A 23425-nucleotide genomic window follows, 5' to 3' on the forward strand; every position below is an offset into this window, starting at 1 on the left:
ATTCCGGTCCGCCGTGACCGGCACGGCGCACGAGAGAAAGCACAGTGAAATGGCATTGTCCATGGGCTGGAAACTGCACGGCGACGGGAAAACATTGGCTCCGGGCGAAGTGGTGGAACCCGATGAGCGACTCACATGGCCACGTACGGCTGGCATCGGTGCACAGCATGTCATCGCCATGTTCGGCTCCACTTTCCTGGTTCCCATTCTGACTGGATTCGACCCCTCCACCACCCTCTTCTTCACGGCCATGTCCACGGCCCTCTTCCTGCTGATCAACCGCAACCGCCTGCCTTCCTACCTGGGCAGCTCCTTCGGCTTCATCGCCCCGGTCCTGGCAGTGACCACCGCCCACAAGGGTCTGGCTGTGGCCTCCTTCGGGATCATGGTCACCGGCGCCCTGCTCTTCCTAATTGGTCTGATCGTCCACTTCGCAGGTTCGCGATGGATCGATATGATCATGCCCCCGGTGGTCAACGGTGCCATCGTCGCCATCATCGGCTTCAACCTGGCCCCCTCGGCCTGGAAGAACTTCAAGTCGGCCCCGCTGACCGCACTGGTCACCCTGGTGGCCGTCATGTTGATAGCGGTCCTCTTCAAGGGTCTGATTGGCCGTCTCAACATCCTTCTGGGAGTCATCGTCGGATACATCTTCGCGGTCACCCAGGGTCAGGTAGATTTCGCAGCGGTGGAAAAGGCTGCCTGGTTCGGTCTGCCTCACTTCCACACTCCTCAGGCCGACCCCTCCGTCCTGGCCATGTTCATCCCCGTGGTGCTGGTCCTGGTGGCCGAGAACATCGGTCACGTCAAGTCGGTGGCCCTGATGACCGGTCGCGATTATGACGATCAGATCGGAACAGCCCTGATGGCCGACGGACTGGGCACCACTCTGGCCGGGTTGGGCGGAGGCTCGGGCACCACCACCTACGCGGAGAACATCGGCGTCATGGCCGCCACCAAGGTCTACTCCACGGCCGCCTACTGGTGTGCTGCAATCTTCGCCTTCCTGCTCTCCCTTTGCCCCAAGTTCGGGGCCGTCATCAACACCATCCCCACCGGCGTTCTGGGCGGGGTCACCACCATGCTCTATGGCATGATCGGCATGCTTGGCATCCGAATCTGGGTGGAGAACAAGGTGGACTTCGGCAAGTCCGTCAACATGACCGTTGGCGCCGTCGTCATGATCGTGGGCATCGCCGACTTCACCTTCGCGGTGGCCGGAGTCAGCTTCAACGGTATCGCCATCGGCTCGGTCGCCACGCTGGTCATGTACCACGGTCTCAAGGCCATTGGTCGTTGGCGGGGAACCATCGATCCGGACGATTATATTCATGAGGATTCGCAGGCCGTCTCACAGCAGAGCTGATTGCGTCGAGGGCATTCGTCTTTCGCGGTTGTCTGATACTTGAAGATGTCTGATGTCAAGGTTGGCTCGATGCAGAAAATCACCTGATGTCAATGGTTCCCCTATATTAGGTGCCCGGCTATGAGGCGAAGCGGCGGAGGGCAGTAGGGATTTGCTACATTTCATAGGGCTCAGTCGTTGGCTTGGTCAGCTGGCTGGCTTTGTTGGTTGGTTGCTTGACTGGCTGATTTGGATTGATCGGTCAGTTGCCCGGCTTGGTCAGCCAGCAAGACTCAGTTGGCACGCTTGGGTCTGGTCGCGTAGAAAGCCACGGCGCTTGAGGCAGCCACGTTCAGGCTGTCCACCTCGTGGCTCATGGGAATGCGCACAGTCAGGTCCGCCCGGGCGATGGTCCTGTGGCTCAGCCCGTCACCTTCGGTACCGAAGATCAGAGCCAGACGATCAATCTGGTCATGCCCAGGACCCAGTCGTTCGGCCAGTTCATCCAGGCTGATGGCATCCCGGTTCAGGGCCATGGCCGCCGTGGTGAAACCCAGATCATGAAGCTGCTTCATACCCTGGTCGGGCCATGCGTGGATGTCGTCGCCGCCGATTCTGGTCCACGGAACCTGAAAGACGGTGCCCATGGAGACACGCGCGGCCCTGCGGTAAAGGGGGTCGGAGCAGGAGGGGGTGACCAGGACCGCGTCCACCTGCAGTGCTGCCGCGGAACGCATCAGGGCGCCGATGTTGGTGTGATCAACAATGTTCTCCATGACGGCCACCCGCCTTGCCGATCGGCAGATCTGCTCCACAGTGGGCAGAGGCCAGCGTCGCATGGCGGCCAGCGCGCCTCGATGGAGCCGGTAGCCGGTGATGGTCTTCAGCTGTGCAGGGCTGGCCACATAGACGGGAACGTCCGGTCCGAAGGCTGCATCCACCTGGTCGAACATGGAGCGCATCCCATCCAGCCAAGGTTCCTCAACCAGGAAGGAGATCGGCTCAACTCCGGCATCCAGGCCGCGGGAGATAACTTTGGGGGACTCGGCGATGAACAGGCCCTTGGCGGGTTCCAGGCGGTTGCGCAGCTGCGGCTCGGTCAGCCTGGTGTAGGCCTCGATTCTGTCATCCTCGATGGAGTCGATTCTCACCTTAAGCACGCCTGCCGTTCCTCCTTTTGATCCTGGTAACAGCATAGGCGGCGCAACCGAAAACCAAGCCGGAATGATGTCCGATGAAGAACGGGAATAATAAGTCAGAAAGAGCCGTATTAATCAGCTGCATCCACAAAAAACAACGATTCCAGCCATACATAGATCAGTTAATTCTCTATGTGATTCTGATTTTCAACAAATATGTATATTTATGAAAATATGAAAGGAAGTGGGCTCTTTGAGGGGGAATTGAGTGTCCGGAACGGGAGTTGAACCCGTACGCCTGTATATATATAGGCACTAGCACCTCAAGCTAGCGCGTCTACCATTCCGCCACCCGGACAGGTGCGTAATCGCAACGGAGATAATCATAGCATCTAAGGCGACATCGCGCACTGGGCGATGGGGGAGCGTGTCGTCAAAGAGAGCGTTTTTCTGTGGCGGGCTGTAGCCTGACACCATGACTGCACCCCTCTTCCTGCTGGATCCCGACCACGATGACTCCCCACTGGCCAGCGATGAGCTCCACACTGGCTGGCGCCTGACCCTGCCCGAGCACATCCGTCGCCATGCACTGGGCTCCATGAGGCTGAAGAACGGTGACCAGCTGGATCTTTCAGATGGGGGCGGATTGCGCATCGGCGCCCTGATCAGGGATGCTTCGACCGGCTTGGTGGAGGTCACAGCTGTAGGGCGGCAGGCACCTCCCGAAAAGGGACTGATTCTTGTTCAGGCCCTGGCCAAGGGTGGCAGGGACGAGCAGGCCATCGACATGGCCACACAGATCGGGGTGGATCAGGTCATCCCCTGGCAGGCTGACCGGTCCATAGCCAAATGGCGACCCGGCCGCAACGACAGGCATTGGCAGGCCACCTTGGACGCTGCCACCGAACAGAGTCGTAGGGCCTACCGACCTCGACTGCTGGACAAGTTGGACAGCCATGGTCTGGTCTCCTGGTGCCGGAAGGCGACCGATCGAGGCGGCCTGGTCCTGGTTCTGCACCAGGATGCCGACCTGGGATGGGATGCGGTCCGTAACCGTGTCGACAGGCTGCCGGCTGGCTCCTCGGCCGCCGTGGTTGTGGGTCCCGAGGGCGGGATTGCGGATCAGGAGGTCCAGGCCATGATGAGGGAGGGGGCCCTGCCGGTCCGGTTGGGCGGCAACATCCTCCGGGCTGCTTTGGCCGGACCTGTGGCCCTGACCCTGCTGGCGGACATGCTGGGTCGCTGGCAGTCAGAAGCCCCTGAGCCCAGCGCATGAAGTCGCACGCAATATACATCGTCGCCCATAAGATGGAAAACAGAGAAAACAGCAAAAACAGCAATATCGGCAAACAATAAGGAGTGGTCATGAGCGATGACGATCGACAGGGGGACTGCATTTTCTGCAGAATCGTGGCAGGGGAGGTCCCCAGCGAAAAGGTCTACGAAGATGAGACCGTTTACGCTTTCAAGGATGCCAACCCCAAGGCCGCCATCCATGTCCTGATCGTCCCGCGTCATCATTATGGTTCAGTGGCCGAATTGGCCAAGGCTGATCCTGACACTCTTGCCCACATCGTCCAGGTGGCGCAACAGATTGCCGACCAGGATTTCCATGGAGCCTACCGGTTGATTTTCAACACGGGAGAGGATGCCGGCCAGTCCGTCTTCCATGTCCACGCCCACGTCCTGACCGGACAGGTGCTGCCCGAATGAGGTCCATGTTCACCATCGTCATCGTGCAGGAAGGGAATCCGTGGCGGTAACTACGCGAACCCTGGAGATTCCGGAGGGAATCGACCCGGTTCAGGTGCTGGGGCCAGAGGATGCAGTCATCGACAGGATTGAACGTGCCTTCCCGGCAGTGTCCATCCTGGTTCGTGGCAATCGGATCATGCTGCGCGCACAGGACCGACAGGGCGACGTTCAGGCGGCGCAGATCCGGGATTTACTGACCGAACTCATGCAGACCGCCGATCAGGTTCCCGTGGATGCCGATCAGGTGGGGCGAATACTGGACCACCGCCGTTTGGGGGCCGTTGACACTTACTCCCACCCAGAAGAGCAGAAAATTAAAGATAACAATGCTGCAGATAACAATGCTGCAGACCGAACCCTTGCAGACCGCAGAACCCAGGATCGGACTACGACAGACAGTACTTCTGCAGACCCCCGTTATCGGGGAACAGGCGTTGCAGAACCGGACGAGGACAGCACCTTGGAAGACGTCGACCAATCCCGTCAGGTAGCCGCCAGGGCAGTTCGTAGCCGCCCCCTGACCCAGGCCTCCAAGGGTCCGATTAGACCCAAGACCGCTGGCCAGTCCGCCTATGTGGCGGCCATTGAGACGCATGCCATCACCTTCGGCATTGGCCCGGCTGGCACTGGCAAGACCTATCTGGCGGTGGCCAAGGCGGTTCAGGAATTTCGGGCCGGACGCATCGGGCGCATCATTCTGACCAGGCCTGCCGTGGAGGCAGGGGAGAGTCTGGGCTTCCTGCCTGGCACTCTCAATGAGAAGGTGGATCCCTACCTGCGGCCCCTCTATGATGCCCTGGCTGACATGCTGGGCACCTCGCGGCTCCACCGTCTTCTGGCCGACGAGACCATTGAGGTGGCTCCGCTGGCCTATATGCGCGGGCGCACCCTGAATGATGCCTTCGTCATCCTGGACGAGGCGCAGAACACCACTCGCAGGCAGATGAAGATGTTCCTGACCCGCCTGGGCTTCAACACCAAGATGGTCATCACCGGCGACGTCACCCAGGTGGATCTGGGCGGCCCAGCATCTGGTCTGGCCACCATAGAAGATGTGCTGCGCGGCATCGACGATATCGCCTTTGTGCACCTGCAGGCGGCTGATGTGGTGCGTAATCGGCTGGTCGGGCAGATTGTCCGGGCCTACGACCGTGCTGATCGGGCCCGCATCCGGGGACGGGAGCAGGCATGAGCGTAGAAGTGACCAACGAGACCCAGTGGCTGATCGATGCCAAGACCTTCTCTGACCTGGGGGTATGGGTTTTGGACCAGATGCAGGTGAGCACCCAGTCCGACATGACCATCATCTTCAACGATCCCGAGCCCATGGCGGTGCTGCACGAGCGCTGGATGAACCTGGCCGGCCCTACTGATGTCATGAGCTTTCCCATGGACGAGCTGCGCCCCGGTGACGAGAACCATCGACAGGAGGGCATCCTGGGCGACATTGTCATCTGCCCCTGGGTGGCTGCCCAGCAGGCCCTGGCAGCCGGCCATTCCACCATGGAGGAGATGCTGCTGTTGGCCATTCACGGCACCCTGCACCTACTGGGATACGACCACGCCAGCAGGGAGCAGGAGGCGCAGATGTTCGGTCTGCAACGCCAGCTGCTGCTGACCTTCCTGGCTCTGCGCCAGGGGCCTATCGTAGATGCCGCGCTGCCGGCCGGGGCCACCAACGCTCTCGAGATCTATGAGCGGTACGGCCGTGGTGCCCATCAGAAAGGCAGATCCCATGAGTGAACGGACCATCGTCGCCCTGGTGATCATGGCTCTGGCCGCCATCGCACTGGTCGTGCTCTCCCTGGCGCTGGCCGAGGCCCAAGGGGCGCTCAACCGGGTGACCCGATCCAGTCTCAACAATTTGATTCTGGGCCTGCAGACCGACCAGGAACTCAGCCAGTTCGCCAGGATGAAGCGGATCGACCGCATTCACCAGGCCCAGAGCCTGATTTCCCAGCGGCAGGTGACGGGAAGCGCCTGTGCCTTTTTCCGCATCATTTGTGACATCATGGTGGGCGTCTTGGTTGCCTGCATGGCTGCTCTTGGTGGCCTACCCCTCTGGGAACAGCTGCTGTGCGGGGTGATCATGGCCATCCTGGTGGCCGCCGTCTCCGTCACCCTGGGTCCGCATGGCCGCTCCCGCCAGCCCATGGAGGCACTGCTCAAGCACGTTCGCCTGGTCGGGCTGGCCGTTCTTCTGACGCCTTTCAAGCGCCGTCGGCAGGCTGAAGCCCGCTCCCGCAAAAACCATCGCGGCGACCTTTCCGACGACGAGGAGCTGGAGAAAATCCAGATCGAACAGGGCCGTGCCATGGTCGACCAGCTGGTGGAGGCCGGTGCCTTCGATCCGGAAATCTCCGAGATGTTGAAGAACGTGTTGACCCTGTCGACCACACTGACCCGCGAGATCATGGTCCCTCGCACCGACATGATTTGCATCTCAAAGGATGCCAGTCTGGATTCGGCCATGAAGCTTTTCTCCCGGTCGGGATTCTCACGTATTCCTGCCATCGGGGACGACGTAGATGACCTGGTCGGCATCGTCTACCTGAAGGACGTGGTCCGGGCCCTGGCCTTCAACCACAAGGGTGACAGATCGGTCGCCTCCATCATCCGTCGGCCCGTTCTGGTGCCAGAGTCCAAGCCGGTGGATGACCTCTTCCACTACATGCAGCGCTCCCGCCACCACCTGGCTGTGGTTGTGGACGAGTACGGGGGCATCGCAGGCCTGGTCACCATTGAGGATGCCATTGAGCAGATCGTGGGTGAGCTGGAGGACGAGCACGACCGGGTCCAGCACGACGAGCCCAAGCAGATCGGTCCGCACACCTGGCAGCTGCCGGTCCGCACGCCCATCGCCGACCTGGAGGAGCTTTACGAGATCACCATCGATGAGGACGATGTGGATACGGTCTACGGTCTGCTGACCAAACTGCTGGGCTCCGTGCCCGTCTCAGGCTCGTCGGCGGTGACGCGCGGTATTAGGCTGACCGCAGGCGAGGCGGTCGGCCGCCGCAAGAAGATCGCCACCATCGTGGTCGAACCAGCCAACGGATCCAGCATCGCCCTGGAGGACGGTGCAGAACAAGAAGACGAACAGGCCGACAGGGATCAACCCGAGCAGGACAGTCAGGAGAATTCATGACCAAGGAAGAACAGAGCGATGCCAAGGTGCCGGTCCACCGATCGGGATTCGTGGCAGTAGTGGGCCGACCCAATGTGGGCAAGTCCACCCTCATGAACGCCCTGGTTGGTAGGCCCATCGCCATAGCTTCCTCCCGGCCGGAGACTACCCGCAAGGCCATCCGGGGGATCATGACCCGTCCCGAGGCCCAGGTGGTCTTGGTCGATACACCGGGCATTCACCGTCCGCGGACCCTGTTGGGCCAGCGACTCAACGATGTCGTGGAGGCCTCCCTGTCGGATGTCGATGCCATTGCATTTCTGCTGCCTGCAGACCAGGCCATAGGCCCTGGCGACCGTCGCATTCTCAGCCGGCTGCGGTCCGACTTCGCCCGCAAGGACAAGGACGGCAAGTGGGTCTGGCGAAAGCCTTTGATTGCCGTAGTGACCAAGATTGACCAGCTGAGCAAGGGCCAATTGGTGGACAAGCTCCTGGAGATTGGCAACTTTGCCGACTTCTCGCAGATTGTTCCGGTCAGCGCACTGGAGGCTGACAACGTGGACGAGGTGGCCCAGGTGTTGATGGATGCCATGCCCGAGGGCCCTCAGCTCTACCCTGACGACCAGCTGACCGAGGAGCGTCCCGAGGATATGATTGCAGAGATGGTCCGCGGAGCCTACCTGGAGGAGCTCGACGACGAGCTGCCCCACTCCCTGGCCGTCCGTGTGGAGTCCATTGAGCCGGATTCGGAGGGCGGGCGCGACACGGTTCACATCGGCATTTATGTAGAGCGCGACTCCCAGAAGCCCATCGTCATCGGACGGGGGGCCGAGCACCTGGTACGGGTGAAGAAGAAGCTGCGCACCGCCGTCAACCGGACCATGGGCCGCAAGGTGCGGTTGGATCTGCACGTCAAGGTGGCCCGCAACTGGCAGACCGACCCCAAGCAGCTGGAGCGCCTGGGGTTCTGATCGTGCTCAGCGGCGGGGCGCCGGGGTGCGCTTGGCCGTGTACATCCGGGTGTTGAGCAGGTCGGCGTAGCGCTCGATGACCTTGGGCCGAATCACCTTCATGGATGGTGTCATCAGTCCGTTGTCCTGCGTAAACTCCTCGGGCAGGATGATGAACTTGCGGACCGACTCGGCCCGTGAGACCCCTTCGTTGGCCCGGTCCACATACTCCTGGACCTCGGCCCGGACCACTGCGTTCTGCGCCGCCTCCTGCAGGGACATGTTGCGATCCAGGCCCTTGGAGGCCAGCCATGGCCGCAGGGCGGATTCGTTCAGGGTGACCAGGGCCGAGATGAAGGGCCGCTTGTCGCCCAGAACCAGGGCCTGGGAGACGATCTCGGAACGCTCGATGACCTCCTCGATGGGCCCGGGGGAGACGTTCTTGCCGCCGGCCGTGATGATCAGGTCCTTCTTGCGCCCGGTCAGGAAGAGGAACCCATCACGGGAGAGCCGCCCCAGGTCGCCTGTGGCGTACCAGCCGTCCTCGGTGAAGGAATCGCGGGTGGCCTCCTCGTTCTTGTGGTAGCGGTGGAATACGCAGACGCCCTTGATCTGCACCTCGCCGTCCGAGGCGATGCGGATGGTGAATCCCGGGAAGGGGATGCCCACCGAGCCCCTGTGGTAGGGGGTGCCCAGGGGGTTGAAGGCGCAGGGTGCGGTGGTCTCGGTCAGGCCGTAGCCCTCGTAGACCGGCACATTGGCGCCGCGGAAGAAGCCCAACAGTTCAGGGTCCAGGGGAGCGCCTCCGGAGACGATCCACTTGGCCCGTCCGCCCAGGACCTGGCGTAGGGAAGAATAAACCAGCGGGTCGTAGAGGGCTCGCCGCAGGGCGCTGCGCCTGGTCGGCCAGCCCTTACGGGAGATGTCCTCCATATAGGTGCGTGCCGCCCGTGCCGCCCCGTTGAAGACCCTGCCCTTGATGCCATGCCCGGCCTTTTGGGATGCGGCGTTGTAGACCTTTTCGAAGACCCTGGGCACGCCGATGATGACCGTGGGCTTGGACTCCTGCAGGTCCGACAGCAGGGTGGCCAGTCCGGAGGAGATGTACACGTGCATGGTCCCGTAGACGACCCCGTAACTGATGGCCCGGGCGAAGGTGTGGGCCTGGGGCAGGAAGAGCAGGATGGATCCATCCGGATCGTGGGTCAGATTGGGGATGAAGGCGTTCAGGTTTCTGGCCAGCTGGCAGTAGTGTTCATGGGTCATCTCCACGCCCTTGGGGGCCGCTGTGGAACCGGAGGTGTAGACGATGGAGCAGAGGTCCGTCTTCCGGATGGAATTGATCCGCTCGTCGAGTTCGGCATCGCTGACCGATTCCCCATAGGCCTGCAACTCCTGCAGGGCACCGGACTCCAGGCAGGCGATCCGCTCCAGGGTGGGGCACTCCTTGTCGGCTCCTTCGGCCTTGGCCCGCATCTCAGCGGTCTGCACCATCAGCAGCCTGGCATCGGAGTTGTTGACGATGAATCGGATCTGCTCGGCCGAATCGGTGTCGTAGATGGTGGCGATGACCCCGCCGATGGACAGGACGGCGGCGTCCACGATGTCCCACTCGTAGCTGGTCCTGCACATGAAGGCCACGGCATCGCCCTTCTTCAGCCCGTAGTGCATGAAGCCCTTGGCGGTGGTCCTGATGTCATGCAGAATCTCTCGGCCGGTCCGGTAGGTCCAGCTCCCGTTCTCCACGAAGTGCAGGACCGGCTGGTCTGGGGTGCGGCGGGCCCGGTCTGCGTAGATGTCATAGACGGTCATGTCGTCAGGCACCGGTCCCATGCCGGCGGTGGTTGCCGAAAGCATACCGGAGGTCGGATCCATTCGCGTGGTCGTGGCGTAGTCGGCCGACCAGAAATGCGTGTTGGGCAGGGAGAGGGACTCCTCGGCGGTCCGAGGCGCGGCCTGTGACGGATTCGCGTTCTCCTCGCCATTCGGTCCCTCCCCATGACCCACCTGGTGTGCCACAAAAGATTTGACCGATTCTAGTAACGACACGTTGTCTCCTTCAATAATCGCGGGATATGTCCAGAATAGCCGCCTACTTGGAGAAGGGCGGGCCTGGTGCTACAGTAGCCACGTTGCTTTGGCGAGGGAGGCTTCATGGCCTCCGTTATCGACTCGGCTGGATCATCGGCGTCCTTTCCTTTTGGGCGGTCCGGAATCCGACGCGGCGATGCGCCAGGACCGGCCCAGGTCGGTCTTGAGGAACCATTCAAGGAAGGAAGCCAACATGGCTAATACCATTAAGCTCGAGGGCGAAGTCCGCGATCAATTCGGCAAGGGGGCGGCACGCCGCATGCGCGTGGCCCAGCAGATTCCCGCCACCATCTACGCCGGCGGCGCCCAGCCCGACTACATCAAGCTGCCCATGCGCGAGACCACTCTGGCTCTGCGTCGCGCCAATGCACTCTTCTCCATCAGCTTCGGAGGACTGACCAAGACGGCCGTGGTCAAGGACGTGCAGCGCAACCCGGTCAAGCGCCAGGTGGAGCACATCGACTTCTATGAGGTCCGCGCCGGCGAGAAGGTCACCGTGGAGGTGCCCGTCTTCGTCAGCGGCGAGACCAAGGGCGCTGCCGTGGCCCTGATCGACACCCAGAACCTGCAGGTCCGGGCTGACGTGTCCAACCTGCCTGAGCGCATCGACATCAGCGTTGAAGGCCTGGCCGAGGGTGACAAGATCCTGGCCAAGGACATCAAGCTGCCCGAAGGTTCCGAGCTGATCATCGACGATATGGAGGAATCCATCGTCTCCGTCGAGATCCCCAAGGAGGAGAGCCTGGAGACCCCCACCGAGGAGACCGATCAGGCCGAGGCGGAAGCTGCTCCGGAGGCCGACGACCAGGGCGAGTGAACCCAAAGGTTCAATTTGCAAGGCCGTGGGATCATCACGATCCTGCGGCCTTTTTGTCCAAGACGGTCACAATGCGAAATGCGCCGGACAGGTCAAGGCCTGCCTATGCGATAGTTCGGGTACCGGGCATCGCCACAAGCATCGCACCCGAGCAACCAAATACAGTAGCAAGAAGAAGTGGTAGATAATGGCAGAGCAATCACATCACGACCCGAAGGCACTCAATGAGTTGGCGGACGCTTTCAAGGTCATTCCCAACGATCATCCCGCCTCTGACGAGGAGCGTGCCCGGCTGATTGACAAGCCCGCCTTCGGCCAGCTCTTCTCGGACAATATGACCCACATGGGATGGACTTCGGAAGGCGGCTGGAAGGATCGCAGGGTTGAGCCCTACGGACCGATCAGCCTGGATCCGGGGGCCTCGGTGCTTCACTACGCCCAGGAGGCCTTCGAGGGACTCAAGGCCTACTACCACGACGACGGTTCCATCTGGCTCTTCCGGCCTGATGCCAACGCACAGCGCTTCTACAACTCAGCCAAGCGTCTGGCCCTGCCCCCGCTCGAGCCCAATGACTTCCTGGGATCGGTCGCGGCCCTGGTCCGCCGTGACGCAGCCTGGGTGCCCAGGCGGCGCGAGTACACGCTCTATATGCGTCCCTATATGTTCGCCTCCGAGCCCTTCCTGGGCGTGCGCGCCCCGCATGCGGTGGACTATTGCGTCATCGCCTCGCCCTCGGGACCCTATTTCGCCGGTGGTGTCAAGCCGGTCAGCATCTGGGTGGAGGACAAGTGGTTCCGTACCGGCCCAGGCGGAACCGGCTTCGCCAAGTGCGGCGGCAACTATGCAGCTTCCCTGCTGGGGGAGAACCGCGGTGCCGAGCATGGCTGCGAGCAGGTCTGCTTCGTCGACGCGGCCACCAAGACCTACCTGGAGGAGCTGGGCGGCATGAACATGTTCACCGTCCACAAGGACGGGCACCTGGAGACCCCCAGCCTGACCGGAACCATTCTGCCTGGTGTCACCCGCAACTCCCTGATCACTCTGGCCCAGGATCACGGTCGTGACGTAGTGGAGACCATGATCCGCCTGGATACCCTGCTGGACGACATCCGCTCCGGCGAGGTCACCGAGGTGTTCGCCTGCGGAACCGCCGCCATCATCACCCCCATCGGACGCTTCAAGTCCGAGAACTTCGACGTCCAGGTGGCCGACGGCGGCTCTGGCAAGGTCACCATGGACCTGCGCAACGAGCTCCTGGGCATCCAGCTGGGCGAGATCGAAGACCCGCACGACTGGATGTGGAAGGTCTGCTGAGCGCTGACCCCATTCCTGCCTGACAGGTCTTGAATGGAAGGCGACTTCAGGGCGACGTTTCGCCTTGGGTCGCCTTCCTTCATATTTGTGGCCTTGCGCACATCACCGGCCTGTTCAGCTCTGTATTTGGCTAATCTATAGACGGATTTGAGTGCGGGACGATTCCGGGAGGAGAAGCGCGGGATGAAGACGGCCTTGGAGGGGAACCTGATCTTCATGGTCATCGAGTACCTGGGCATCTTGAGCTGCGGGCTTTCGGGCGGTCTGGCTGCCGTGCGCAAGGGCTACGACATCATCGCCATCCTCCTGGTCTCCTGGATCAGTGCCCTGGGCGGCGGGGTGGTCCGTGACGTTCTTCTGGGTCAGGTGCCGCCCAGTGGCATCACCGACAAGGGCTCGGTCATCGTCACCCTGGCTTCCGGCCTGGTGGTGGCTGTCGCACATCCCGAAATCAGCCGTATGACCTGGTCCATGCTGGTCACCGATGCCATGGCCCTGGGATCCTTCGCCGTCAACGGGACCGCCAAGGCCCTGATGTGTGGAACCGGCGGCATGACGGCCATCTTCATGGGGATGGCAACGGCCCTGGTCGGGGGACTGCTGCGAGACATCCTGCTCAATCAGGTGCCTGCGGTCATCCAGGACCAGCACTGGTACGCGCTGCCTTCCCTGATCGGTTGCCTGCTGACCCTAGCCTCCACGCGCGCTCAGCAGCATGGCCTCTATCCGGCCCGGGTCGACATGATCCTGGACCTGGCCATCGTGGCCCTGGTGGTCGTTCTGCGCATTATCTCGGTAAAATTCGACATCCTGGTGCCTGGGGCAGTGGACCGGCACTCGGCCCGACTCCCACTCAGCGACGCCCAGTTGGCCAGGGCCATCCGTCACCTGATGCGTGGCCGGTCGAATATCAGTGTCACCATCAAGCACACCGACGAGGACCCGGATACCAAAAAGGGCCGGTGACCCAAGCGCTTGGGTCACCAGCCCCAATGGGGCACCCGGTTCAGAGGGCGTTGACGGCGTTGGCCAGACCGGACTTGCGGTTGGCGGCCTGATTACGGTGAATCACACCCTTGCCGGCGGCCTTGTCCAGACGGCGGGCGGCCACCTGGTAGGCAGCCTGAGCGGCCTCCTTGTCACCGGCATCCACGGCCTTGCGTACGGAACGCACGGAGGTCTTGATTGCGCTCTTGACCTCCTTGTTGCGCAGGTGCGCCTTTTCGTTGGTGATGACCCGCTTCTTCTGCGACTTGATGTTTGCCAATGTTGCTCCAAACGATGAATGTATCTGTACAGACAACCCACCATAGTAGCACCCGACCGGGAGAAGAATCCGCCAGAGGCGGGCGCTTCGGCCCAGGGCATCGTCTAGAATCGTTAGACCAGACGTACGTGAGGAGAGCAGACCGGTGCAGGAAGCCAAGAACCAACCAGGATTCACCGACCAATCGCTGATCCGCAACTTCTGCATCATCGCCCATATCGATCACGGCAAATCCACGGTGGCCGACCGGATCCTGCAGCTGAGCGGGATTGTGCCCAAGCGCGAGATGCACGACCGGTTCCTGGACAGGATGGACATCGAGCAGGAGCGCGGCATCACCATCAAGTCCCAGGCCGTTCGCCTGCCCTGGGTCAAGGACGGCGTCGAATACACCCTGGGCATGATTGACACCCCCGGTCATGTGGACTTCACCTACGAGGTCTCCCGGGCCCTGGAGGCCTGCGAGGGTGCGGTCCTGCTGGTGGACGCCACCCAGGGCATCGAGGCGCAGACCCTCTCCAATCTCTATATGGCCCTGGAGGACGACCTGACAATCATCCCCGTGCTCAACAAGATCGACCTGCCCTCGGCCGAGCCGGACAAGCACGCTGAGGAGATAGCCAACCTGATCGGCTGCTCCACGGACGAGGTGCTGCGGGTATCGGGCAAGACCGGCGAAGGTGTTCGCGAACTGGTGGACCGTATCGTGGACCGGATACCGGCCCCCAAGGGAGATCCCAAGGCCCCGGCCCGGGCTCTGATCTTCGACTCGGTCTACGACTCCTACCGGGGAATCGTCACCTACATCAGGATGGTGGATGGTGAACTCAAGGAGCGCCAGAAGATCCGCATGATGGGCCGGGGGACCGTGCACGACCCCATCGAGCTGGGCGTGATCAGCCCCGATATGACCCCTACCAAGGCCTTGGGTGCCGGAGAGGTCGGCTACGTGATCACCGGCGTCAAGGACGTCAGCCAGTCCAAGGTGGGCGACACGGTCACCACCGAGGCAAATCCCGCCAACGAGCCCCTGCCCGGCTATCAGGATCCCCAGCCCATGGTCTATTCCGGGCTTTTCCCCATTGACAACGCCCAGTTCCCCGAGCTGCGCGACGCCCTGGACAAGCTCAAGCTCAACGATGCCGCCCTGGTCTACGAGCCTGAGACCTCCGTGGCCCTGGGCTTCGGATTCCGCTGCGGCTTCTTGGGGTTGTTGCACATGGAGATCGTCACCGAGCGCCTGAGCAGGGAGTTCGGCATGGACCTGATCGCCACGGCCCCCAACGTCACCTACCAGGTGACCATGGAGGACGGCAGCGAGCACACGGTGACCAATCCCAGCGAGTTCCCCGACGGCAAGGTGCGCCAGATTCTGGAACCCGTGGTCAGCGCCGACATCATCACGCCAAAGGAGTTCATCGGACCGGTCATGGAGCTCTGCCAGGACCATCGCGGGCAGATGGGGACCATGGAGTACCTGAGCCCCGAGCGCGTCGAGATGCACTACCGGATGCCCCTGGCCGAAATCGTCTTCGACTTCTTCGACCAGCTGAAGAGCAGGACCAAGGGATACGCCAGCCTGGACTACCAGCCGGACGGGACCCAGTCCGCCGACCTGGTCAAGGTGGACATCCTCATCCAGGGGGAGAAGATCGACGCTTTCTCGGCCATCGTCCACAAGGACAAGGCCTACGCCTACGGGGTGATGATGACCAAGAAGCTGCGCAAGCTGATTCCGCGTCAGCAGTTCGAGATTCCCATCCAGGCCGCCATAGGGTCCCGGATCATCGCCCGGGAGACCATCAGCGCCCTGCGCAAGGACGTGCTGGCCAAGTGCTACGGAGGCGACATCACCCGCAAGCGCAAGCTGCTGGAGAAGCAGAAGGCGGGCAAGAAGCGCATGAAGATGCTGGGACATGTTGAGGTGCCCCAGGAGGCCTTCATCGCCGCTCTGAGTACAGGCCAGGCCCAGGACCGGGACACCAAGGACAAGATAAGGGCCGCCGCCAAGAAGGAGGGCTGAACGGGTGGGATCCTACCAGGTCTACATCCATGTACCCTTCTGCATGCGCCGCTGCGGCTACTGCGACTTCAACACCTATACGGCCAGCGACCTGGGCGGGGGCGCCAGCCGGGAGCACTACGCCGATCTGGCCATCCAGGAGATGCGTATGGTCCGGGACTGGCAGACATCTAGGGGGCTGATAGAGCCGCCCGTGTCCACCATCTTCTTCGGCGGAGGCACCCCGACCATTCTGCCCGCCCGGGACCTGGTGCGCATGGTCGAGGCCGTAGCCGACCTCTGGGGGCTGTCCCCCGGGGCCGAGATTACCACCGAGGCCAACCCTGACACTGTCGATCGGGCCTATCTGGAGCAACTGCTCAGGGGCGGCATCAACCGTGTCTCCTTCGGCATGCAGTCAGCGGTACCCAGTGTCCTGGCCACCCTGGACCGCACCCATACGCCGGCCAATGTGACCACCGATGTGGCCGCTGCTAAAGAATTGGGTCTCAGAGCCAGTGTGGACCTGATTTATGGGACGCCGGGGGAGCGGCTTGAGGATTGGCGGACCAGCCTGCAGGCGGCCCTGGACCTGGGCGTGGACCACGTCTCCGCCTACGCCCTGACCCTGGAACCCACCACCAAGATGGGCCGTGCTGTGCGCCGGGGCCAACTGCCCGCCCCCGATGACGATGACGAGGCGACCAAGTACGAGATGGCTGATGACATGCTCTCCCAGGCTGGCCTGTACTGGTACGAAATCTCCAACTGGGCCCGCCCCGGCCAGGAGAGTCGCCACAACCTGGGTTACTGGCACAACGTGGACTGGGCCGGCATCGGGCCCGGCGCCCACTCCCACTATCGGGGGCTGGATGGTCAGGACTCGGGCATGGCGCCGGTGGATGAAGCCCGGGAGCAGAAGCCCATGCCTTCCGTATCGCCTGGGTTCAGGGCCACCGGAACAGCATCAGCGGAAAAGGCCGATCCGCGCACATCCTGGTGGCTTCCGCAGGAGCCCGGCCTGGAGGAGCGGCGTGCCCGGGCCATCCGCTCCTGGGACATCGCCCACCCCAGGGACTGGGCGGCCGCCATGGATGCAGGACATGTGCCCTGGCAGGATGCCGAGCTTCTGGGCTGGAGGCAGGACCTGGAGGAGACGGTCATGCTGGCCCTGCGCCTGCCCGAAGGCCTGGGACTGGATCGACTGACCAGGCTGGCCGGTCGTCCGGCCGATCCGAAGATCCTCAAGGATCTGGTCGATCAGGGCCTCCTGCTGCCCGTGCCTGACAGAATCCAGGTGACCCGAAGGGGTCGCCTGCTCAACGATCTGGTCATCGACCAGGTCCTGGAGGCGGTAGGAATTCGTTAGACACTGCGGAACGTTACACGGATGTCACCTGTGGATGCATTATTCTGTTGATTCACCATTGACAAGGCTCCTCAAGGGTGGAGCATGCCGGCCCCGCCCCCGTCCACGAATGAGGTGATTGCGGTGTCATTCACGGCCCCTCTCGATCTGCATGTCCACGGCCCCCAGGGGCTCTATGACCCTGATACGGAACACGATGCCTGCGGTTTCGGCATGGTGGCCACCCTCAACCGACGGGACGAAAGGCTGATCGTCGAGCAGGGCATCCGCGTGCTGGTCAACCTGGACCACCGAGGGGCCGTGGGAGCCGAGCCCAACACCGGCGATGGGGCCGGCATCATGCTCTCCATGCCCGACGAGTTCATGCGCACCCGGGTCTACCGGAATCTGCCTGAAGCCGGCCATTATCTGGCGGGTATGGCCTTCCTGGACAGGGATCCGGCACAGGCTGCCGGCCAGGAGGAGGCCATAGCCTCCATTGCCGGCCAGGAGGGGCTGCGTGTCCTGGCCTGGCGGGCAGTGCCCACCGACCCGGACGGGCTGGGTCTGCAGGCTCTGGCCTCCATGCCCCGCTTCCTCATGCCCATCATGTGTGATGCCGGTCCTCAAGGCCGAGGAGGACTGGACCTGGAGCGGCTGGGCTACCGGGTCCGCAAGCGGGCCGAGCACGAGTTGGGTGTCTACTTCGCCTCCCTGTCCTGCCGGACCATCACCTACAAGGGCATGCTGACCACCAAGCAGCTGCAGGGCTTCTTCCCCGACCTGAGCGATCCGGCCATGAAGGCCCGCCTGGCCATCGTCCACTCCCGCTTCTCTACAAACACCTTCCCCTCCTGGCCCCTGGCCCAGCCCTTCCGGATGATCGCCCACAACGGGGAGATCAACACCATCCAGGGCAACCGCAACTGGATGTCAGCAAGGGAGGGGATGCTGAGCTCGGAGCTGCTGGGTGACATGGCCCCGCTCCTGCCGGTCAACACCCCTGGAGCCTCAGATTCTGGCACCTTCGACGAGACCCTGGAGCTGCTCCACCTGGCGGGTCGGTCCCTGCCCCACGCCGTATCCATGATGATGCCCCCGGCCTGGCAGCAGGACCCGGACATGGACTCGGACCTGAAGGCCTTCTACGAGTACAACGACACCCTGATCGAGCCCTGGGACGGCCCGGCGGCCATCGTCTTCACCGACGGAACCTTGGTGGGCGCCCAACTGGACCGCAATGGCCTGCGTCCAGGCCGCTGGCAGCTGACTGATGACGGCCACCTGGTCCTGGCCTCGGAGGCCGGTGTCCTGGAGGACACGCCCCAGGAGTCCATCGTCGCCAAGGGCAGGCTGGAGCCGGGGCGCATGTTCCTGGCCGACACCAAAGAGGGCCGGATAGTGCCTGACAGCGAGATCAAGCGCCGGCTGGCCGGTCTGCACCCCTACAGAAAATGGGTTTCCGAGCGTACCGTCCGCCTGGACGATCTGCCTGAGCGCGAGCATGTCAATTACTCGCGCATCTCGGTCCACCGCCGGCAACAGGCCTTCGGCTACACCCGGGAGGACCTGACCATGCTGTTGGGGCCCATGGCCGAAACCGGCCGTGAGCCCATCGGCTCCATGGGCAATGACGCGCCCATCGCCGTGCTCTCACGCCGGTCCCGTATGCTCTTCGACTATTTCACCCAGAAGTTCGCCCAGGTCACCAATCCTCCCCTGGACTGGGAGCGCGAAGAGCTGGTGACCAGCATCGCCTCGGCCATCGGGCCCGAGCCCGATCTTTTGGAGGACACCCCCGAGCACGCCTGGAAGATCCACATCGATCTTCCTGTGGTGGACTCCGTCCAGATGGCGCAGATCAAGCGTCTGGACCGAGCGCCGGTCCTGGAAGGCCGCTTCCGCCCCCGTCTGATTCGTGGCCTCTACCAGGTTGCCGGAGGCGGCAAGGCCCTTGAGGAGCGTCTGGAGGCCATCGAAGGGGAGGTGGATCAGGCCATCGAGGAGGGCTGCAATGTGCTTGTCCTGTCCGACCGGGACTCCAACCACATCTGGGGACCCATACCCTCCCTGTTGCTGACCGGTGCCGTTCAGCACCACCTGCTGCGTCAGCACACCCGCACCCAGGTCTCCCTGGCGGTGGAGGCAGGCGACGTGCGCGAGGTCCACCATGTGGCCCTGCTGATTGCCTATGGCGCAGCCTGCGTCAACCCCTATCTGGCTCTGGAGTCTGTGGAGAACCTGGCCAACAGCGGGGACCTGCATGTGGATGCCGAAAAGGCCTCCGACAACCTGGTCCGGGCGCTGAGCACTGGTGTCCTCAAAATCATGAGCAAGATGGGCGTGAGCACCATCATGTCCTACCGGGGCTCCCAGCTCTTCGAGGCCGTCGGGCTCAGCCAGGAGGTCATCGACCGCTGGTTCACCGGCACCACCTCCCTGGTGGGCGGCATAGGACTGGATGAGATCGCCGCCGAGGTTGCCCAGCGCCATCGGGTGGCCTACCCCATTGAGTGGACCGCCGGATCCGGGCATGACCTCGAGACAGGCGGCAACTACCACTGGCGGCGCACCGGCGAGGATCACCTGAACGACCCAGAGTCCATCTTCCTGCTCCAGCAGTCCACCAAGCGAGGGGACTACGGACTGTTCAGGGCCTACACGGACCATGTGAATGCGGCCGCAAAGCAGGGCATGACCCTTCGTGGACTCATGGAGTTGCACTCCGACAGGGCGCCCATTCCGCTTGACCAGGTGGAGGCTGCCGAGTCCATCGTCACCCGCTTCTCCACAGGCGCCATGAGCTACGGGTCCATCTCCCAGGAGGCCCATGAGACCATGGCCCTGGCCATGAATCGCCTGGGAGCCCGGTCCAACTCGGGCGAAGGCGGCGAGTCCCCGGACCGGATCGCAGACCCTGCCAGGACCAGCCGGATCAAGCAGGTGGCCTCGGCCCGGTTCGGGGTGACCAGCGACTACCTGGTTTCGGCCACCGACCTGCAGATCAAGCTGGCACAGGGAGCCAAGCCGGGGGAGGGCGGCCACCTTCCCGGCGCCAAGGTCCCGCCCTGGATCGCCCAGGTCAGGCGTTCCACCCCTGGGGTCGAGCTCATCTCGCCTCCGCCCCACCACGACATCTACTCCATCGAGGACCTCAAGCAGCTCATCCACGACCTGAAAATGGCCAACCCAAGAGCCCGTATCCACGTCAAGCTGGTCTCCGAACACGGGGTGGGAACCGTGGCCGCAGGGGTGGCCAAGTGCCATGCCGACGTGGTCCTCATCTCCGGCCAGGACGGCGGCACAGGAGCGGCCCCACTCAACGCCATCAAGCACGCGGGGACTCCCTGGGAACTGGGCCTGGCCGAGACCCAGCAGACCCTGGTCATGAACGACCTGCGCTCGCGGATTGTGGTCCAGTGCGACGGAGAGCTCAAGACCGGCCGCGATGTTGTCATAGCCGCCCTTTTGGGGGCCGAGGAGTTCGGCTTCGCCACCACGGCACTGCAGGTGGAAGGCTGCGTCATGATGCGGGCCTGTCACAAGAACACCTGTCCCCAGGGCATAGCCACCCAGGATCCGGAACTGCGCTCGCGCTTCACCGGGCGGCCTGAGGATCTGATCAACTTCTTCATGTTCATGGCCCGCCAGGTGCGGGAGATCCTGGCCTCCCTGGGATTCGCCAGCCTGGAGGAGGCGGTCGGCCACGTGGAGTGCTTGCGCCGGGACCCCTCTGTGCAGACCTGGAAGAGCCAGGGCATCGACCTGGATGCCATCCTGCGCAAGCCCGGTCCCACCCCCGGCACTGTGCTGCACCACACCCAGGCCCAAGACCATGAGCTGGACAAGTCCCTGGATGTGGACCTGATCAACCAGGCCGTCGATGCCCTGGACGAGGGACGGCCGGTGGCCATCCAGGGAACCGTGCGCAACGTCAACCGGAGTGTGGGCACCATGTTGGGCTACAGGATCACCCGCAAATACGGCGCAGCCGGCCTGCCGCAGAACACCGTGGACATCACGCTGACAGGCTCGGCCGGTCAATCCCTGGGCGCCTTCATTCCCAGGGGCGAGACCATCCGGGTGATTGGCGAAGCCAACGACTATGCAGGCAAGGGTCTGTCCGGCGGTCGTCTGATCCTCCACGCTTCCCAGGGCGTCCGCTTCGATCCGCACCAGACCGTCATCTGCGGCAACGTGGCTGGATTCGGTGCCACCTCGGGTGACATGTTCGTGGCTGGACGGGCCGGGGAGCGCTTTGCTGTACGCAATGGCGGCGGACGCTTCGTGGTCGAGGGCCTGGGCGAGCACGGCTGTGAGTACATGACCGGCGGCCTGGTGGTCGTTCTGGGGTCCACTGGCCGAAACTTCGGCGCCGGTTTCTCGGGAGGGGATGTCTACCTGCTGGACATGGATACCTCCCGGCTCAATCCTGAAGCCTGGAATGACGGCTCCCTGCTGGCCCTGGAGCCCGACCAGAGCCAGGCGGCCATGCTCAAGGAACTGATTACTGAGCATGTCCGGCTGACAGGATCGAAGGCTGCGGCCGCCCTGCTGGAAGACTGGCCAAGCGCGCTAGCCCGGTTCACCCATCTGGTACCCCGTCGTTATCTGGCCATGAAGCAGGCCATGGAAGAGGCCGAACGCGAGCAGGTGGACTTCAACGCGCCCGGTGTCTGGGACGCCACCTACGCCCAGGTCATGGAAGGAGCGCACTGATATGGTCGACCCCAAGGGATTCCTCAAGGTACGCACCCGGCACGAGCTGGCCGAGCGCCCGGTCGCTGAACGTCTGAAGGACTGGCGGGATGTACACCAGTCTACCGGCCCCGGGCCCTGGACCGCCGAGCAGGCCGCCCGCTGCATGGACTGCGGCACCCCCTTCTGCATGACCGGCTGCCCCTTGGGCAACCTGATCCCCGAGTTCAACGACCTGCTGTCCAGGGGCCGCTGGGAGGAGGCCTACGAGCGGCTGAGCCTGACCAACAACTTCCCGGAATTCACCGGGCGGATCTGCCCTGCTCCCTGCGAGTCCTCCTGCGTGCTCTCCATCCACCAACCGGCCACCACAATCAAGCTGGACGAGCAGACCATCATAGACCAGGCCTGGTCCCTGGGCCTGGTCAAGCCCAGGCCGCCTCAGAGGCTGACCGACATGACCGTGGCCGTGGTCGGGTCCGGTCCCGCCGGGCTGGCCTGCGCCCAGCAGCTGACCCGTGCCGGTCACACGGTGGTGGTCTATGAACGCGCCGATGCCATAGGCGGGCTCCTTCGCTACGGCATTCCCGCCTTCAAGCTGGAGAAGTCCCTCTTGGACCGTCGGCTGGAGCAGATGGAGGCCGAGGGGACCCGCTTCCGCACTGGGGTCGAAGTGGGCCGAGACCTGACCTGGGACCAGCTGAGGGCCCGCTATGACGCCTTGGTGGTGGCCATCGGCTCCACCGAACCTCGGCGGGTTGACCTGCCCGGACGGGATTTGCAGGGCATCCACTACGCCATGGACTTCCTGCCCGACCCCACCCGCAAACTCATGGGCCGCGAGCCCCTCAACAAGATCGATGCGGCCGGCAAGGACGTCATCATCATCGGCGGTGGCGACACCGGTTCGGATTGCCTGGGCACGGCCCTGCGAGAGGGCGCCAAATCGGTCACCGTCCTGCAGATCCGACCCAGGGAGCCCTCTTCCAGACCCGACAACCGGCCCTGGCCGACCTACGCCCGGCTCTACAATCCCACCTCCTCCATGGAGGAGGGAGGCCACTACGAGTACGCGGTGGACAGTCTGGAATACCTGGGCGACGGCTCCGATGACCGGATCAACCTGGATCAGACCAGCGCCCCCACCGGTTTCGACCGTGACTCTGAGGGGCAGGTGCGCGGCGTTCGCGTGGTGGACGTCAGTCGTGACGATCAGGACCGAATCATCCCGCATCCTGACACCGAGCGGGTCCTGCCTGCCGATTTGGTGCTGATCAGCATTGGATTCGCCCATCCGGAGACGGCCACCCTGACAGGACAGACCGGCGTGGGCGTGGACGGGCGCGGCAACGTGGCCCGGAATGCCGACTACGCCACCGACCGCGACGGAATCTTCGTGTGCGGCGATGCCGGACGTGGGCAGTCCCTTGTGGTCTGGGCCCTGGCAGAGGGTCGCTCCTGCGCGGCGGCCGTGGACCGGTATCTGACCGGCGCTACCGAGTTGCCCGCCCCCATCCGAGCCGATGAGCGCGCCATGACCCTGCCCGCGGCCGACCGGCGCCCACGCTAAT

The 23425-nt window shown here is 63.2% G+C and carries 17 protein-coding genes and 1 tRNA gene; 14 read left to right on the forward strand and 4 right to left on the reverse strand.

The window, feature by feature from the left end; genetic code table 11:
• Nucleotides 1-49 precede the first annotated feature (49 nt).
• Nucleotides 50-1366 (forward strand): uracil-xanthine permease family protein, encoded by a 1317-nt coding sequence (locus ACUIAF_RS01815; RefSeq protein ID WP_445338845.1) that lies wholly within the window; start codon nucleotides 50-52, stop codon nucleotides 1364-1366.
• 272 nt (nucleotides 1367-1638) lie between these two features.
• Here ACUIAF_RS01815 and ACUIAF_RS01820 read toward each other — a convergent pair whose 3' ends face one another.
• Together ACUIAF_RS01820 and ACUIAF_RS01825 are read right to left on the reverse strand one after the other, a co-directional pair.
• Nucleotides 1639-2505, reverse strand: a complete 867-nt coding sequence (locus tag ACUIAF_RS01820; protein WP_445338846.1) for a TrmH family RNA methyltransferase — start codon at nucleotides 2503-2505, stop codon at nucleotides 1639-1641.
• A 248-nt stretch (nucleotides 2506-2753) separates the two neighbouring features.
• Nucleotides 2754-2842 (reverse strand) — tRNA-Leu (locus ACUIAF_RS01825).
• A gap of 117 nt (nucleotides 2843-2959) precedes the next feature.
• Between ACUIAF_RS01825 and ACUIAF_RS01830 the strand changes: the two genes are divergently transcribed.
• The 6 genes from ACUIAF_RS01830 to era all read left to right on the forward strand — a co-directional run bounded on the left by ACUIAF_RS01830 (nucleotide 2960) and on the right by era (nucleotide 8337).
• Nucleotides 2960-3760, forward strand: coding sequence for a 16S rRNA (uracil(1498)-N(3))-methyltransferase (locus ACUIAF_RS01830; protein WP_445338847.1), 801 nt, complete (start codon nucleotides 2960-2962; stop codon nucleotides 3758-3760).
• An 89-nt stretch (nucleotides 3761-3849) separates the two neighbouring features.
• Complete coding sequence (locus ACUIAF_RS01835) at nucleotides 3850-4197, forward strand: histidine triad nucleotide-binding protein (RefSeq protein WP_015021881.1); 348 nt, start codon at nucleotides 3850-3852, stop codon at nucleotides 4195-4197.
• Between the two features lie 40 nt (nucleotides 4198-4237).
• The gene (locus tag ACUIAF_RS01840) at nucleotides 4238-5431 is read left to right on the forward strand and encodes a PhoH family protein (protein WP_445338848.1); all 1194 of its coding nucleotides are present in this window, start codon (nucleotides 4238-4240) and stop codon (nucleotides 5429-5431) included.
• On the forward strand, nucleotides 5428-5982 hold the full coding sequence (ybeY, locus tag ACUIAF_RS01845; RefSeq protein ID WP_445338849.1) for an rRNA maturation RNase YbeY: 555 nt from the start codon (nucleotides 5428-5430) through the stop codon (nucleotides 5980-5982). Before ACUIAF_RS01840 ends, ybeY begins: the two co-directional genes overlap by 4 nt.
• Nucleotides 5975-7387: a hemolysin family protein gene (locus ACUIAF_RS01850; RefSeq protein ID WP_198216077.1), complete on the forward strand. Its 1413-nt coding sequence runs from the start codon at nucleotides 5975-5977 to the stop codon at nucleotides 7385-7387. The genes ybeY and ACUIAF_RS01850 overlap by 8 nt, the downstream gene beginning before the upstream one ends.
• Complete coding sequence (gene era / locus ACUIAF_RS01855) at nucleotides 7384-8337, forward strand: GTPase Era (protein WP_198216078.1); 954 nt, start codon at nucleotides 7384-7386, stop codon at nucleotides 8335-8337. The genes ACUIAF_RS01850 and era overlap by 4 nt, the downstream gene beginning before the upstream one ends.
• A gap of 6 nt (nucleotides 8338-8343) precedes the next feature.
• On the opposite strand, the gene ACUIAF_RS01860 is transcribed toward era, so the two are convergent.
• Nucleotides 8344-10365 (reverse strand): AMP-dependent synthetase/ligase, encoded by a 2022-nt coding sequence (locus ACUIAF_RS01860; RefSeq protein ID WP_445338850.1) that lies wholly within the window; start codon nucleotides 10363-10365, stop codon nucleotides 8344-8346.
• 235 nt (nucleotides 10366-10600) lie between these two features.
• On the opposite strand from ACUIAF_RS01860, the gene ACUIAF_RS01865 reads away from it, so the two are divergent.
• The 3 genes from ACUIAF_RS01865 (at nucleotide 10601) to ACUIAF_RS01875 (ending at nucleotide 13505) form a co-directional block, all read left to right on the forward strand.
• A complete protein-coding gene (locus tag ACUIAF_RS01865) occupies nucleotides 10601-11224 on the forward strand; it encodes a 50S ribosomal protein L25/general stress protein Ctc (RefSeq protein ID WP_445338851.1) in 624 nt (207 codons plus the stop codon).
• A gap of 187 nt (nucleotides 11225-11411) precedes the next feature.
• Nucleotides 11412-12539, forward strand: coding sequence for a branched-chain amino acid aminotransferase (locus ACUIAF_RS01870; protein WP_198203948.1), 1128 nt, complete (start codon nucleotides 11412-11414; stop codon nucleotides 12537-12539).
• A gap of 183 nt (nucleotides 12540-12722) precedes the next feature.
• A complete protein-coding gene (locus tag ACUIAF_RS01875) occupies nucleotides 12723-13505 on the forward strand; it encodes a trimeric intracellular cation channel family protein (RefSeq protein WP_015021873.1) in 783 nt (260 codons plus the stop codon).
• Nucleotides 13506-13545: 40 nt separating this feature from the next.
• On the opposite strand, the gene rpsT is transcribed toward ACUIAF_RS01875, so the two are convergent.
• Nucleotides 13546-13806: a 30S ribosomal protein S20 gene (gene rpsT, locus ACUIAF_RS01880; protein ID WP_015021872.1), complete on the reverse strand. Its 261-nt coding sequence runs from the start codon at nucleotides 13804-13806 to the stop codon at nucleotides 13546-13548.
• Nucleotides 13807-13951: 145 nt separating this feature from the next.
• Here rpsT and lepA point away from each other — a divergent pair, with 145 nt between their 5' ends.
• The 4 genes from lepA (at nucleotide 13952) to ACUIAF_RS01900 (ending at nucleotide 23424) form a co-directional block, all read left to right on the forward strand.
• Entirely contained in the window at nucleotides 13952-15829 is a 1878-nt protein-coding gene (gene lepA / locus ACUIAF_RS01885) for a translation elongation factor 4 (protein WP_445338852.1), read from the forward strand.
• Between the two features lie 43 nt (nucleotides 15830-15872).
• Nucleotides 15873-17177 carry a radical SAM family heme chaperone HemW gene (gene hemW, locus ACUIAF_RS01890; RefSeq protein ID WP_445339142.1) on the forward strand — a complete coding sequence of 435 codons (1305 nt, stop codon included), beginning with the start codon at nucleotides 15873-15875 and terminating at the stop codon, nucleotides 17175-17177.
• Between the two features lie 123 nt (nucleotides 17178-17300).
• Complete coding sequence (gene gltB, locus ACUIAF_RS01895; protein ID WP_445338853.1) at nucleotides 17301-21875, forward strand: glutamate synthase large subunit; 4575 nt, start codon at nucleotides 17301-17303, stop codon at nucleotides 21873-21875.
• Between the two features lies 1 nt (nucleotide 21876).
• Complete coding sequence (locus tag ACUIAF_RS01900) at nucleotides 21877-23424, forward strand: glutamate synthase subunit beta (RefSeq protein WP_445338854.1); 1548 nt, start codon at nucleotides 21877-21879, stop codon at nucleotides 23422-23424.
• The last annotated feature ends 1 nt before the right edge of the window (nucleotide 23425 follow it).

This window comes from Bifidobacterium sp. ESL0822 (assembly GCF_052606675.1).